This window comes from Actinomycetospora flava (genome assembly GCF_037400335.1).
GTDB lineage: Bacteria > Actinomycetota > Actinomycetes > Mycobacteriales > Pseudonocardiaceae > Actinomycetospora > Actinomycetospora flava.
The window spans coordinates 154,896-169,145 of the sequence record NZ_JBBEGM010000012.1; the positions used below are offsets into that span (position 1 = coordinate 154,896).

Here is a 14,250-nt window from a genome sequence, read left to right on the forward strand (position 1 = left end):
AACCGACCGTCAGGCCGGGCCGCGCTCGCCGCGGATGAACTCCTCGACGCGGTCGTAGGCGACCGAGTCGCGGTACTGCTCCGGCGGCGACTTCATGAAGTACGACGACGGCGCGAGCAGCGGGCCGCCGATGCCGCGGTCGGCGGCGATCTTCGCGGCGCGGACGGCGTCGATGATGATCCCCGCGGAGTTCGGGGAGTCCCACACCTCGAGCTTGTACTCGAGCGAGAGCGGCACGTCGCCGAAGGCGCGGCCCTCGAGGCGCACGTACGCCCACTTGCGGTCGTCGAGCCACGGCACGTGGTCCGACGGGCCGATGTGCACGTTGCCCTTGCCCATGTCGCGGTCGATCTGCGAGGTCACGGACTGGGTCTTCGAGGTCTTCTTCGACTCCAGGCGCTCGCGCTCGAGCATGTTCTGGAAGTCCATGTTGCCGCCGACGTTGAGCTGCATCGTGCGGTCGAGGTGCACGCCGCGGTCCTCGAACAGCTTCGCCAGCACGCGGTGGGTGATCGTGGCGCCCACCTGCGACTTGATGTCGTCGCCGACGATCGGGACGCCGGCGTCGGTGAACTTCTGCGCCCACTCCGGGTCCGACGCGATGAACACCGGCAGCGCGTTGACGAAGGCCACGCCGGCGTCGATGGCGCACTGCGCGTAGAACTTGTCGGCGTCCTCGCTGCCCACGGGCAGGTAGGAGACGAGCACGTCGGCGCGGGCCTCGCGCAGCGCGGAGACCACGTCGACCGGGTCGCTGTCCGCCTCGGTGATGATCTCGCGGTAGTAGCGCCCGAGACCGTCGTAGGTGTGCCCGCGCTGGACGGTGACGCCGGTCGGCGGCACGTCGGCGAACTTGATGGTGTTGTTCTCGGAGGCGCTGATGGCGTCCGCGAGGTCCTGGCCGACCTTCTTGGCGTCGACGTCGAACGCCGCCACGAACTCGAGGTCACGGACGTGATAGCCGCCGAAGTCGACGTGCATCAGACCCGGCACCCGCGCGGCCGGGTCGGCGTCGGCGTAGTAGTGCACGCCCTGGACGAGCGACGCGGCGCAGTTGCCCACGCCCACGATCGCCACTCGGACCGAACCCATGGCTGTTCTCCTCTTTGTCTCTTTCTCGGGGGTGACGGGTGACGGGACCTGTGGGAGTCAGGCGCCGTGGGGGGCCGGGCGGGCTCCGGTGCCCGGGTCGTCGTCGGGGGACGGGGGCGGCTGCTCCCCACGCTCGGCCGCGATCAGCTCGTTGAGCCAGCGGACCTCGCGCTCGGTGGACTCGAGGCCGATGCGGTGCAGCTCGCGCGTGTAGTGGTCGATCTGCTCGCCCGCGCGGGACAGCGTCGAGCGCAGTCCCTCGCGACGCTCCTCCACCTGGCGGCGCCGGCCCTCGAGGATGCGCATGCGCACCTCGACCGGCGTGCGGGAGAAGAAGGCCAGGTGGATGCCGAAGCTCTCGTCGTCCCATGCCTGCGGACCGACCTCGGCGAGCAGCTCGTCGAAGCGGTCCTTGCCCTCCGCGGTGAGCTCGAACACACGCCGGCCCCGCCGCGTCTTCGACTTCGAGCCCCAGGTGCTGCGGGACGAGCTCCGCGACCGGGAGGACGCGGCGGTCTCGGCGCCCTCCTCGGTGGCCTCGCCGGGCGCGTCGGTGGTCTCGGCGATCAGCCCGGCGCGTTGAAGCCTGCGCAGCGTCGGGTACAGCGATCCCCACGAGAACGCGCGGAAGGTGCCGAGCCGGGCGTGCAGCTGCTTGCGCAGCTGATACCCGTGCATCGGGGCCTCGTGGAGCAGGCCGAGCACCGCGAGTTCGAGCACGGCCACCTCCCCCTCGTCCGACCCGTCGATCCGTCCCGATCTCCGGTTCCGCCGTGACGATCACGACGTCCTTGTCGCCGACCATATCGGACCGATACATCAGGCGTCGCCGGTCCGCGATCACGTCACAGTCGCGGCGACCGCCCGCGGGCGCCCCCGAGCAGGGGACGCGGGACGCCGGGGATGGCTAGGCTGGTGTCGTGCCGGGAGTCCGTCAGGTGGTCGACTACGCGCTGCAGCGCCGCGCGGTGCTCGCCGACGTCGCCGCGGGCCGCGTGCCCACCGCGGACGCCTGCGACGCGGGGACCTACCTGCTCCAGGCCGCCTCGTACCACGGTCGGCCGACCACCCGGACGTGCCCGCTGTGCGAGCGGGAACCGGTCGTCGAGGTCATGTGGATCTTCGGTGAACGGCTCGGTGCGGCCGCCGGATCCGCTCGTTCCGCCGACGAGATCAACCGGTTGGCGGATGCGATCAGCGAGTTCACCGTGCACGTCGTGGAGGTCTGCCGGTCGTGCCGGTGGAACCACCTCGTACAGTCATACGTCCTGGGAACCGACGATGCGTCGGGAGGGGGCCGCCGGCGGCGCCGGACCGCCTCCCCCTGACGCCGGCGGGCCCGGGTCCCGACGGGCACGCCGACGGGCCTGACGAGAGAACCACCCGGCATCGGGAGGCGATCGGTGGACGACGAGCGGCGCACGGACCGCGGGGGCGGTCGACCCCCGGGGCCCGACCGCGGCACCCCGCCCGCACCTCCGGCCGGGTCCGGTCCGCGCAGCGACCGCCAGGGACCGCCACCCGGTGGACCGAACGGCGCCCCCACGAACGGCTCCCCCAACGGCAACGGCAACGGCCGCCCGCCCGGCCCGCCGCCCCAGCAGCAGGGCCCCCCTCCCGGTCCTCCGCCGGGCCAGGGCCGCCCGCTCCCGCCCCAGGGAGGGCAGCGCCCGCCGGGACCGCCCGGCCCCAACGGACCCCAGCGCCCGCCCGAGAACGGCCTGCCGCCCGGCTGGCGGTCGGTGCCGCCGTCGCAGAACCCGACCCACCACCACGACCCGGCCGACGGGCCCCACCGCGCTCCCGCCGACGCCCCGACCCTGGCCACCGGGGCCGCGGTCGCTGCGCCCGCCGCGCGGCGCAGTGCCGTCGGCACGGTCACCCCGCCCGAGGGCCGCGAGTCCGCGCGTGAACCGCGTCTGCTGACCCACGACAGCGGCCGCCCGACCCGCGTCGACGGGGGCGCCCGCACGGGCACGGCGACGCGGGCGATGGCCCCGACGGCGAGCACCTCCGCGATGCGCAACGGCGGCCTGTCCGGCACGGCCGTCGCCCCGGCACGCACCCGCCCCGGAGGCGGGGACGACGGCGGCGACGAGCCGCCGGGCGGGCGGCGACCGAAGCGCCCCGGGTCCGGTCCGGACCCCCGCAAGCGGCGGAACCGCCGCCTCCGCCGCATCACCTACATCCTGCTCGGCCTGGTGGTGCTCGGCCCCGTCCTCGCCTTCGCGATCGGCTGGATCTTCTTCCGGGTGCCGACGCCCGACGACGCGACCAACAACCAGCTCGCGACGATCTCCTACGCGAACGGCTCCTCGCTGGCCTCCCTGGTGCCCGAGCAGGGCAACCGGATCAAGGTGCCGATCACCCAGGTGCCGCTGCACGTCCAGCAGTCGGTGCTCTCGGCCGAGGACCGCTCCTTCTACTCCAACCTCGGCTTCGACCCGGTCGGCATCCTGCGCGCCGTGTGGCTCCAGGCCACGGGCGGCAGCGGCGGCGGGTCGACGATCACCCAGCAGTACGTGAAGAACGTGCTGGTGGGCGACGAGTACTCGATCTGGCGCAAGTACCGCGAGGTGGTGATCGCTGCGAAGATCTCCCAGGAGCAGAGCAAGGAGGAGATCCTCGGCAACTACCTCAACACGATCTACTTCGGCCGCGGCGCCTACGGCATCCAGGCCGCGTCGCAGGCGTACTTCGGCAAGGACGTCTCGCAGCTCTCGGTTTCCGAGGGCTCGATGCTCGCCGGGCTCATCCAGTCGCCGTCGCGCTGGGACCCCGCCGTCGACCGCGGCATGTCCGAGCAGCGCTGGAACTTCGTCCTCGACGGCATGGTCAGCCAGAACTGGCTGCCGGCCGCCGAGCGCGCCGGACAGGTCTTCCCGAACGCCATCCCGCCGCAGCCCCGCCGCAGCGGCATCCCCGACAACGACCGCGGCCACATCGTCTCCGCGGTGCGCTCCGAGCTGAACTCCTACGGGATCACCGAGCAGCAGGTGAACCAGGAGGGCCTGCAGGTCACGACGACGATCGACCCCGACCTGCAGGACGACGCGGTCGCCTCCGTCGAGCGCCGCCTGCGCGGCCAGCCGCAGAACCTGCGTACCTCGCTCGTGTCGGTCGACCCGCGCACGGGCGCGATCGTCGCCTACTACGGCGGCGAGGACGGGTCCGGCTTCGACTACGCCCAGGCCCAGCGCCAGCCGGGGTCGTCGTTCAAGCCCTTCGTGCTGCTGGCCGGGCTGCAGCGCAACCCCTCGCCGATCGGTCTCGGCACCACCTTCGACGGGTCGAGCCCGCAGACCATCGCGGGCACCGAGGTCGAGAACAACGAGGGCGAGAACTGCGCCAACTGCGACCTGCGCACGGCGATGACGCAGTCGATCAACACCGTCTTCTACCAGCTGGGCGTGCAGGTCGGCCCCCAGCGCGTGGCCGACGCCGCGCACCAGGCCGGCATCTCGGCCGACCTGCCCAACCCCAGCGGCGGCATCTCGCTGGGCGACCGCGAGGTCCGGCCCGGCGACATGGCCGCGGCCTACGCGACGTTCGCCGCGGACGGCGTCTACCACCGGCCGCACCTCGTCAGCCGCGTCACCACCGCCGACGGGCGGGTGCTCTTCGACGCCGGCGCACCCGCGGGCGAGCAGCGCATGACCCAGCAGCTGGCCCGCAACGTCACCGAGTCGATGCTGCAGGTGGCCGACCACTCCGGCATCGCGCTCGCGGGCGGGCGCCCGGTGGGGGCGAAGACCGGCACCGTGCAGTCGTCGGTCGACGGGCAGAACAACGACGCCTGGACGGTCGGGTTCACGCCGTCGATCTCCACCGCGGTGTGGGTCGGCACCGACGACAACACCCCGATCAAGACGCGCGACGGGCGCCCGATCTACGGGCGCGGCGTGCCCGGCCAGATCTGGCAGGGCTACATGAACGACGCCGTGCGCAACGACCCCGTCGAGCAGTTCTCGGACTTCCGGCCGATCGGCACCCCGCCGCAGACCACCCCGACCGCGCCCCCGGACCAGCAGAACTGCGTCGAGGGCCAGCCCTGCCCGCCGGAGAACCAGCAGGGCGGTGACCAGGGCCAGGGCGGTGACCAGGGCCAGGGCGGTGACCAGGGCCAGGGCGGTGACCAGGGCCAGGGTGACGATCAGGGCCAGGGCGGTGACCAGGGCCAGGGTGGCGACCAGGGCCAGGGTGGCGATCAGGGCCAGGGCGGTGACCAGGGCGGCGAGCAGGGCCAACAACAGGACAACGGTCAGCAACCCGACGACGGCGGCCTGTTCGGTGCCGGTGGTGGTTGACCGGCCTGACCGATACCCCGCCGGCGGGACCGCATGACCGGCGCACCGACCCGGAGCAGCACCGGTGACGCCGGCGGGGGTCCGACCGGACGGGCGCGCGCCCACGACCCGGCGTCGCTCGGGCCGGACCAGCGGGTGCGGCCCACCCAGGAGGACCCGTTCGTCGCGTCGCTGTCCTCCGTGGTCGGCGGCCCGCTCGGCGAGCACGCCGTGGCCGGCCGTGCGCGATTCCTCACGCCGTTGCGGGTCGTGCTGCTCCTCGCGGTCGTCACGCTCGCGCTCGCCTGGTTCGCCAAGGCGCCGTGCCTGCAGCAGTACCCCGGCGACAACGGGCTCGAGCTCGACTGGCGCGACGGGCGCCAGTACGTGGCGATGTGCTACTCCGACACCGTCCCGCTCTACACCGCGGAGCGGCTCGACGTCGGCGGCGTCCCCTACCTGACGTCGTGGGTGGACCGGCGCGAGGACGGCAGCGAGCAGGTCCGGTACATGGAGTACCCGGTGCTCACCGGGTTCTTCCAGTGGGCCAACGCCCGCCTCGCGGACGCCTGGCTGGCCGGCGCCGACGCCGGGCTGCTCCCCGGCGGGCTGGCGGTGGTCGTGTACTTCGACCTGTCGGCGTTCTGGCTCGCCCTGGCGTGGCTGGTGACGATCTGGGCGCTGGTGCGCCTGCGACCGGGGCGTCCCTGGGACGCCGCGCTCGCCGCCGTGTCACCGCTGGTCGCGGTGCACGCCTTCACCAACTTCGACACGCTCGCCGTCGCCGCCGCGACCCTCGGCATGCTCGCGTGGGCCCGCCGACGACCCGTGCTCGCCGGGGTGATCCTCGGCGTGGGCGCCGCCGCCAAGCTCTACCCGCTGTTCCTGCTCTTCCCGCTCCTGCTGCTGTGCCTGCGGGCGGGCCGGCTGCGGGCCTGGGCGCAGGCGACCTCCGCCGGGGTGCTGACCTGGTCGTTGATCAACCTGCCCCTGGCGCTCGCCGCGCCCACCGGGTGGTGGGAGTTCTTCCGGCTCAACGGGCAGCGCGGCGCCGACCCCGACTCGCTCTACAACGTCGTCTCGGGCTTCACGGGGTGGAGCGGGTTCGACGGCACGCTCGCGCCCGGGGAGCCGCCGTCGGTGCTCAACGCCGTGAGCGCGGTGCTGTTCGCGGTGTGCTGCCTCGCGATCGCGGTGCTCGTGGTCAAGGCGCCGCGGCGGCCGCGGTTCGCGGCGATCGCGTTCCTCGTGATCGTCGCGTTCCTACTGACCAACAAGGTGTGGAGCCCGCAGTACTCGCTGTGGCTCGTGCCGCTCGCCGTCCTCGCCTACCCGCGCTGGCGTCCGCTGCTCGCGTGGATGCTGATCGACGCCCTGCTGTGGGCGCCCCGGATGTACTACTACCTCGGGACCGACGCCAAGGGCCTGCCCGCGCCGTGGTTCTACGGGGCGGTCGTCGTGCGCGACGTCGCCGTGCTGGTGATCGCCGGGCTCGTCGTGCGGTCGGTGCTGCGCCCGGAGCGCGACCCCGTGCGCACCCCGCGGGACCCGTCGTTCTCGCGGGGTCTCGACGACCCCGACGGCGGCGTCCTCGACGGGGCGCCCGACGACACCCGTCGCCTGTCACGCGCCGACGCCGTCATCGAGGTGGTGGCGCGCCCGCTGCGCCGGCGGGAGCGCACTGGAGTCCCTCGATGAGGTCGGGTGCCGCGGTGCGGGCGTGTCGCTGGGCGACGAGCTCGGCGGCCGGGTGAGGCTGGGCGTCACCACCGGGCGACCTCCTCGTTGGTCACCACGTGCCGCCGGTCGGCCCGCTCCCCCGCGGGGTCCTCCGGCACTCCCCGGGCATTCCGAGAAAGGTCCCCTTTCATGGCGCTGCGTGCTCCCCGCCGCCTGCTGACGGCCGTCCTCGCCGGTGGGCTGGTGACCGGTTCGCTCCTCCTCGGCGCCGGCCCCGCGCTGGCCGCCCCGTCGGCCCCGGCGGCCGACGAGGACGTCGTCGAGGCGCGCTGCGGCCAGACCGTCTCCGCGGAGCCCGGCCAGACCGTGAAGGTGATCCCCGAGCTGGGGCTCCCGTTCGAGCGCGAGGTGCGCCGCGGGATGGCGCCGATCCGCGAGGTCCTCGGCGGCGTCGGGGGGCTGCTCTGCCGCGTGCAGGTCCAGGTCGTCGAGCCCGTCACCGCGGGCGTCGCGCAGGCCGCGCCGCCGCTGCGGCCGGCCACCGACCAGCTGAGCCGGGGCACGGGCGCCGTGCTCGCGCCGACCCCGCAGGCACAGGCGACCACCCCGCGCTCCGCGGCCGTGATCCCGCCGGCCGCGGCCGCGCCGACCTTCACCCCGCAGCAGGCCGCGGCCGCGGCGCCCGCGTTCGCGCCCGCCTTCGGCACGCTGCCGTCGTCGTTCCTGCGCTCGGCCAGCGGCCCGGCCCCGGGGCTCGCGACCTACGACCCGAACATGCTGCTCGGCTCGGCGTTCCCGGGCCTGCGTGCCGGCGCGCCCGCCTACCTCGGCTACGACGCGGCCAGCGCGGTCACCACGGCGAGCCAGGTCCAGGCCCTGCCGGTGGACGGCCTGACCGAGGGCGGCGTGGGCGTGCCCGCGCTCATCGCGGTCCTCGCGCTCTCGGGCGTCGCGGCGTTCGCGGTGCGGCGGATCGTGCTGGGCAAGGCCGCGCCGGCCACCCCGGCGGCTCCGGCTGCCCCGGAGACCGACGAGCCGGCCGGGGACGAGGCGCGGGGCGAGCTCGAGGACGCTCCCGTCGACGAGGACGAGCCCGAGGACGCCGAGGAGGCCGCCACCACGGCGGCCCCGCGCACCCCCGTCCCCGCCTGAGGAAACCGGACGGAACCGGGGAGCGCGCTGCTGCGTCGGACCTGGTAGGGCCTCGACGGGGCAGCGGTCGCCGATTGCTAACCTTGAGCCACGAGACCCTCCTGCCACGGAACGTCCGTGGCCGCGCAGCCCATAGGAGGTGGTGGTTCTCGTGCGCCACTACGAACTGGTCGTGATCCTCGAGCCGAGCCTCGACGAGCGCACCGTCGCCCCGTCGCTCGAGACGTTCCTCAACGTCGTCCGCAACGACGGCGGCACGGTCGAGAACGTCGAGGTCTGGGGCCGTCGCCGTCTGGCCTATGAGATCGAGAAGCACGCCGAGGGCATCTACGCCGTCCTCGACATCAACTGTGAGCCCGCGACCGTCAAGGAGATGGACCGTCAGCTCGCGCTGAACGAGTCCGTGCTCCGCACCAAGGTCATGCGTCGCGACCCCGCCTTCGCCGGGCGCCGGGGCAAGGCGAACTGATGGCCGGCGACACGGTCATCACCGTGGTCGGCAACCTCACCGCCGACCCGGAGCTGCGGTTCACGCCGTCCGGTGCCGCCGTCGCCAACTTCACGGTCGCGTCGACGCCGCGCACCTTCGACCGCCAGAGCGGCGAGTGGAAGGACGGCGAGGCGCTGTTCCTCCGCTGCAACATCTGGCGTCAGGCCGCGGAGAACGTCGCCGAGACGCTCACCCGCGGTGCGCGCGTGATCGTGCAGGGCCGCCTCAAGCAGCGCTCGTTCGAGACCCGTGAGGGCGAGAAGCGCACCGTCATCGAGCTCGAGGTCGACGAGATCGGCCCCTCGCTGCGCTACGCCACCGCGTCGGTCACCAAGGCCTCGCGGGGCGGCGGTGGCGGCGGCAACGGGGGCGGCGGCTACGGCGGCGGCTCCGGAGGCTCCGGCGGCGGCGGCGGTGGCTGGTCCGGAGGGTCGGACGACCCCTGGGCCTCGGCCCCGGCCGCGGGTTCCTCGGGTGGGGGCGGCGGCGGTTACGACGACGAGCCCCCCTTCTAGATCTCACACATCCCAGTTCTGCTCAGGAGAAGAAACACCATGGCGAAGCCGCCGGTGCGCAAGCCCAAGAAGAAGGTCTGCACCTTCTGCAAGGACAAGAACCAGCTGATTGACTACAAGGACACCAACCTCCTGCGGAAGTACATCTCCGACCGGGGGAAGATCCGTGCACGCCGGGTGTCGGGCAACTGCAGCCAGCACCAGCGCGACGTGGCCACCGCGGTGAAGAACTCGCGCGAGATGGCCCTGCTGCCCTACACCTCGACCGCGCGCTGAGGGAGGCCGACATGAAGCTCATCCTCACCGCCGACGTCCCGAACCTGGGCGGCCCCGGCGACACCGTCGAGGTCAAGGACGGCTACGGCCGCAACTTCCTGCTGCCCCGCGGGCTGGCCATCGTCGCCACCCGCGGCGCGCAGAAGCAGGTCGAGACGATCCGCCGCACCCAGGAGGGCAAGCGGATCCGCGACCTCGACCACGCCAAGGAGGTCGCCGGGCAGATCCAGGGCCTCGGCACCGTCACGGTCACCGGCAAGGCCGGCCAGGGCGGGCGCCTCTTCGGCTCGGTCACGCCGGCCGACGTCGTGTCCGCGGTCCGCTCGCAGGGCGGCCCGAACCTCGACAAGCGGTTCATCGACATCACCGGGCACATCAAGTCCACGGGCGACCACGAGGTCACCGTGCGGCTGCACCCGGACGTCGCGGTCGCGCTGCCCCTGGACGTCCAGGGCGGCTGACCCTCGCCGGATCGACGGGGTCGAGCTCCGGCTCCGCCCGTCTCCCGCACCCCACCTCGGGCCCGGACCGCCACGCGCGGTCCGGGCCCGACGTGTGTGCGGGCCCGGATCTCCGTCGATCTCCGCGGAACTCCACCGTGCGACGACCGGTGACCGGGAGGTGGCCACGCGATGTCGTCGATCACTCACGGGCCGTCCGGCGAGCCCCGGGCCCCGTTCGGCTCGACACGGGCCGCGAGCGCGCGAACACGCCGACGACACGCCCTCGCGCGACGCGCCGGGCCGCCTTCATCCACTTGTTGTCCACAGTACCCACAGGTCGCTGACCTGCACCGACACACCCACAGGAGTGGTTGCCAACAGGTTGTCCCCAGGTGTGTGCCCACGGTGGAGGTGTGCTCGGTGGACCGATCCCGGTCTTGTCCCCAGGCCATCCCCAGGGGCCGCTGGAACGGCGGACGGCGGGGACCTAACGTGCCGTCGACGCGGTCGCGACGGCCGCGGCGGGACTCGCGCGGCGTACCTGCTGCGCCGGTCCCGCCGGGCTGTCGGTGGGCGCTGCTAGAACAGGTGTTCGACGGGCACGGGTCTCCGTGCCGCGTCCGGGCGAGCGGGAGGGAGTGACCGTCGTGGCGGTGCTGGACGATCGGGGGACGTCCGGACGAGGACCGGAGCGGCCGGGTGCCTCCCCGCCGGAGTTCGACCGGCAGCCGCCCCAGGACCTCCCCGCCGAGCAGTCGGTGCTCGGGGCGATCCTGCTGTCCAAGGACGCGATCGCCGACGTCGTCGAGATGCTCAAGCCCGACGACTTCTACCGCCCGGCCCACCAGACGGTCTACGAGTGCGTGCTCGACCTCTACGGCCGCGGCGAGCCGGCCGACCCGGTGACGGTCTCCGCCGAGCTCGAGAAGCGCGGCGAGCTCCTGCGCATCGGCGGCGCGCCGTACCTGCACACGCTCATCGCGACGGTGCCGACGGCCGCGAACGCCGGCTACTACGCCGAGATCGTGGCCGACCGCGCGATCCTGCGGCGGCTGGTCGAGGCGGGTACGCGCATCGTGCAGCTCGGCTATCACGGCGCCGAGGGCTCGGACACCGACGACATCGTCGACCGCGCCCAGGCCGCGGTCTACGAGGTCACCGACCGTCGCGTCACCGAGGACTACGTCGCGCTCGAGGACGTCCTGCAGCCGACGATGGACGAGATCGACGCCATCGCCTCGCGCGGCGGCGTGTCCTTCGGCGTGCCCACCGGGTTCACCGACCTCGACGACGTCACCAACGGCCTGCACGCCGGCCAGATGATCATCGTGGCCGCGCGGCCGGGTATCGGCAAGTCCACCCTGGGCATGGACTTTGCCAGGTCAGCAAGCGTGAAACACGGTCTGACCTCGGCGTTCTTCTCCCTGGAGATGAGCCGCACCGAGATCGTCATGCGCCTGCTGTCCGCCGAGGCGAAGATCCGTCTGGCGGACATGCGCGCCGGCACGATGACCGACGACGACTGGACGCGGCTCGCGCGGCGCATGAGCGAGATCAGCGAGGCGCCGCTGTTCATCGACGACTCGCCCAACATGACGATCATGGAGATCCGGGCGAAGGCGCGGCGGCTCAAGCAGCGCCACGACCTCAAGCTGATCATCCTCGACTACATGCAGCTGATGACCTCGGGCAAGAAGGTCGAGTCCCGCCAGCAGGAGGTCTCCGAGTTCTCCCGGCAGCTCAAGCTGCTGGCCAAGGAGCTCGAGGTCCCGCTCGTCGCGATCAGCCAGCTCAACCGTGGTCCCGAGCAGCGCACCGACAAGAAGCCGATGCTCTCCGACCTGCGTGAGTCCGGGTCGCTGGAGCAGGACGCCGACATGGTCATGCTCATCAGTCGCCCCGACGCGTTCGAGCGCGACGACCCCCGGGCCGGCGAGGCCGACCTCATCCTCGCCAAGCACCGCAACGGGCCCACGGCCACCATCACGGTGGCCCACCAGCTGCACTACAGCCGGTTCAGCGACATCGCCCGGGGCTGAGCGCGCCCGCTCAGGCCGCGGTGCGTCGTTCGAGCTCGCGCACCCGGCGTCGCGTGGCGCCCAGCGCGGCGGCCACGGCGGTGTCGTCGCGGTCGCCGAGGGTGCCGAGCCGCGACGGCCCCCACACCGCCTCGCCCCACTCCTGCGCGGCGCGCAGGACGGTGAGGAAGTTGGCGTTGGAGACCTCGGCGACGCGCGGGTCGCCGAACTCGGCGGGCGCGAAGGCCCCCTGGCGCGTCACCGAACCGAGGAGGTCGACGGCGGGGCCGAGGTGGCGCCGGTGGCCCGCCGCCGCGAGCTGCAGGCGGGCGACCAGCAGCTGCAACTGGCTCATCAGGACGACCCGCCGCGCGCCGGCGTCCGCGGCCCAGCTCGCGTAGCCGACGTCGAACATCGCCCGGCCCTCGAGGTCCCCCCAGTGCGCGGCGAGGTCGGCCCACCGCCCGCTGCCCATGAGGTCGATCCCGCGAGGTGTGCGGCGGCGGACGTCACGGAGGAACAGGTGCTCCTCGACGGTCAGCAGGCGGATGTCGTCCTCGCCCATGGCGCCCCCTCGTGACGATCACGCTCACGATGGCCCGTCCGGACACCTCGCGACGAGAGCCGTCCGGGTGGCCGTGGTGGTTCGCCCGAGTGGTCCCGTCGCCACCCTCCGTCAGGCCGAGCGCAGCGGGCGCGCGACCAGGGCGGCGAGGGCGAACAGGACGACCATGAAGGCGACGGTCGCGGGCCAGCCGGCGGCGCCGTACGCGACGCCGCCGAGCGTCCCGCCCACCGACGAGCCGACGTAGTAGGCGCCCAGGTAGAGCCCGGAGGCGACCGCGCGGCCGTGCTCGGCGCGCCGGCCCACCCAGGCGCTCGCGACGGTGTGGGCGGCGAAGAAGCCGACGGTGACGAGCGCGAGCCCGGCGACGACGACGCCCGCCGACGGCACCAGCATCGCGACGGCGCCGACCACACCCACCCCGGCGGCGCCGAGGAGCACGGGGCGCGCACCCAGGCGGTCGGCGAGGCGCCCGGCGCGGGTCGAGGTGGCCGTGCCGACCGCGTAGAGCACGAACACGAACCCGACCAGGAGCGCCGGCAGGCGGAACGGCGGGCCGAGCAGCAGGAACGTCACGTAGTTGTAGGCGCAGACGAACACGCCCATGACGAGCAGCCCGACCCCGTAGAGCCGGCGCATGACGGGGTCCGCGAGGTGTGCGCGGGCCGTGCGCACCAGCTCGCCCACCCCGACGGGCGCCGGGCGGAAGCGGCGGGAGGCGGGCAGGACGAGCGCGAACACGACGAGGCAGGCGGCCGAGAGCAGTGCGATCCCGCCGAGCGCCCAGCGCCACGAGCCGGTGAGCTCGGCGAGCGAGCTGACCACGATCCGGCCGCCGAACCCGCCCACCGAGTTGCCGGCGACGTAGAGGCCCATCGCGCCGCCGAGGTGCTCGCCGTGGATCTCGTCGGCGAGATAGGCCATGCCCACCGCGGGGAGGCCGGCGAGCGCGAGGCCCTCGAGCGCCCGCAGGACGAGCAGCATCCCGAACCCGGGCGCGACGGCCGCGGCGAGACCGAACACCACCGCGGCGGCCAGCGAGCCCACCATCACCGGCCGGCGCCCCCAGCGCTCCGACAGCGCGCTGGCCGGGATGACACCCAGGGCGAGCGCGGCGGTGGTCACCGAGATCGACAGCGACGCGGTGCCCGGGGTGATGCCGTAGGCGTCGACGAGCGCGGGCAGCAGCGGCTGCGTGGCGTAGAGCAGCGCGAACGTCGTGAAGCCCGCGAAGAACAGGCCGACGGCGACGGGCCGGAAGCCGGGCTGCCCGCGACGCAGGGCCGCCGGCTCCGCGGACACCACCGACATCGACATCGTTGCCGAGGCTAACTGTCAGGAGCCTGCTCCCGCTGCGTCTCGTCGGTCACCCACGCCAGATACGGCCCGTGCCCGCCCACCACCGGCAGGACCAGCACCTCGGGCACGTCGTAGGTGTGCTCGGCCACGAGGCGGGCGGTCAGGTCGTCGACACGGGCCACGTCGGTCTTGAGCCAGAGCTGCCACTCCGGCTCCACCGACACCGCTCCACGGGCCGAGCTCCGCTCCGCTGCGTCTCCCGTGCCCTCCCAGCGGAACACGCTGCGCACCGGTCCGGCGATCTGCACGCAGGCCGCGAGGTGCGCGTCGACCAGCACGCGGGCCAGGCGCTCGGCGTCGTCGGCGGAGTCGGTGGTGGTCAGGACGACACGGGCGGTCGTCTCGGACGATGTCATCGGCGTCTCCCGGGTCCG

General features: G+C 73.4%; 14 protein-coding genes. 9 read left to right on the forward strand and 5 right to left on the reverse strand.

The window, feature by feature from the left end; genetic code table 11:
- Positions 1–9: 9 nt before the first annotated feature.
- Positions 10–1,092, reverse strand: a complete 1,083-nt coding sequence (locus WCD58_RS25385; RefSeq protein WP_337705880.1) for an inositol-3-phosphate synthase — start codon at positions 1,090–1,092, stop codon at positions 10–12.
- Positions 1,093–1,149: 57 nt separating this feature from the next.
- On the reverse strand, positions 1,150–1,812 hold the full coding sequence (locus WCD58_RS25390) for a PadR family transcriptional regulator (RefSeq protein WP_337705968.1): 663 nt from the start codon (positions 1,810–1,812) through the stop codon (positions 1,150–1,152).
- A 200-nt stretch (positions 1,813–2,012) separates the two neighbouring features.
- Between WCD58_RS25390 and WCD58_RS25395 the strand changes: the two genes are divergently transcribed.
- From WCD58_RS25395 to dnaB, 9 genes are all read left to right on the forward strand, one after another.
- The gene (locus WCD58_RS25395) at positions 2,013–2,420 is read left to right on the forward strand and encodes a DUF5318 family protein (protein WP_337705881.1); all 408 of its coding nucleotides are present in this window, start codon (positions 2,013–2,015) and stop codon (positions 2,418–2,420) included.
- Positions 2,421–2,495: 75 nt separating this feature from the next.
- Complete coding sequence (locus WCD58_RS25400; RefSeq protein ID WP_337705882.1) at positions 2,496–5,399, forward strand: transglycosylase domain-containing protein; 2,904 nt, start codon at positions 2,496–2,498, stop codon at positions 5,397–5,399.
- 33 nt (positions 5,400–5,432) lie between these two features.
- Positions 5,433–7,076 carry a glycosyltransferase family 87 protein gene (locus WCD58_RS25405; protein WP_337705883.1) on the forward strand — a complete coding sequence of 548 codons (1,644 nt, stop codon included), beginning with the start codon at positions 5,433–5,435 and terminating at the stop codon, positions 7,074–7,076.
- Positions 7,077–7,247: 171 nt separating this feature from the next.
- Entirely contained in the window at positions 7,248–8,210 is a 963-nt protein-coding gene (locus WCD58_RS25410) for a hypothetical protein (RefSeq protein ID WP_337705884.1), read from the forward strand.
- A 142-nt stretch (positions 8,211–8,352) separates the two neighbouring features.
- Positions 8,353–8,679 (forward strand): 30S ribosomal protein S6, encoded by a 327-nt coding sequence (gene rpsF, locus WCD58_RS25415; protein ID WP_444876327.1) that lies wholly within the window; start codon positions 8,353–8,355, stop codon positions 8,677–8,679.
- Positions 8,679–9,215, forward strand: a complete 537-nt coding sequence (locus WCD58_RS25420) for a single-stranded DNA-binding protein (RefSeq protein ID WP_337705886.1) — start codon at positions 8,679–8,681, stop codon at positions 9,213–9,215. The genes rpsF and WCD58_RS25420 overlap by 1 nt, the downstream gene beginning before the upstream one ends.
- A gap of 39 nt (positions 9,216–9,254) precedes the next feature.
- Positions 9,255–9,491, forward strand: a complete 237-nt coding sequence (rpsR, locus tag WCD58_RS25425; protein WP_116707953.1) for a 30S ribosomal protein S18 — start codon at positions 9,255–9,257, stop codon at positions 9,489–9,491.
- Positions 9,492–9,502: 11 nt separating this feature from the next.
- The gene (gene rplI, locus WCD58_RS25430) at positions 9,503–9,952 is read left to right on the forward strand and encodes a 50S ribosomal protein L9 (protein ID WP_337705887.1); all 450 of its coding nucleotides are present in this window, start codon (positions 9,503–9,505) and stop codon (positions 9,950–9,952) included.
- A gap of 629 nt (positions 9,953–10,581) precedes the next feature.
- On the forward strand, positions 10,582–11,973 hold the full coding sequence (dnaB, locus tag WCD58_RS25435) for a replicative DNA helicase (protein ID WP_373696279.1): 1,392 nt from the start codon (positions 10,582–10,584) through the stop codon (positions 11,971–11,973).
- Between the two features lie 10 nt (positions 11,974–11,983).
- Here dnaB and WCD58_RS25440 read toward each other — a convergent pair whose 3' ends face one another.
- From WCD58_RS25440 to cutA, 3 genes are all read right to left on the reverse strand, one after another.
- Complete coding sequence (locus WCD58_RS25440) at positions 11,984–12,517, reverse strand: hypothetical protein (protein WP_337705888.1); 534 nt, start codon at positions 12,515–12,517, stop codon at positions 11,984–11,986.
- Between the two features lie 111 nt (positions 12,518–12,628).
- Positions 12,629–13,834, reverse strand: coding sequence for an MFS transporter (locus tag WCD58_RS25445; protein ID WP_337705889.1), 1,206 nt, complete (start codon positions 13,832–13,834; stop codon positions 12,629–12,631).
- A gap of 11 nt (positions 13,835–13,845) precedes the next feature.
- Complete coding sequence (cutA, locus tag WCD58_RS25450; RefSeq protein ID WP_337705890.1) at positions 13,846–14,232, reverse strand: divalent-cation tolerance protein CutA; 387 nt, start codon at positions 14,230–14,232, stop codon at positions 13,846–13,848.
- Positions 14,233–14,250: the final 18 nt, after the last annotated feature.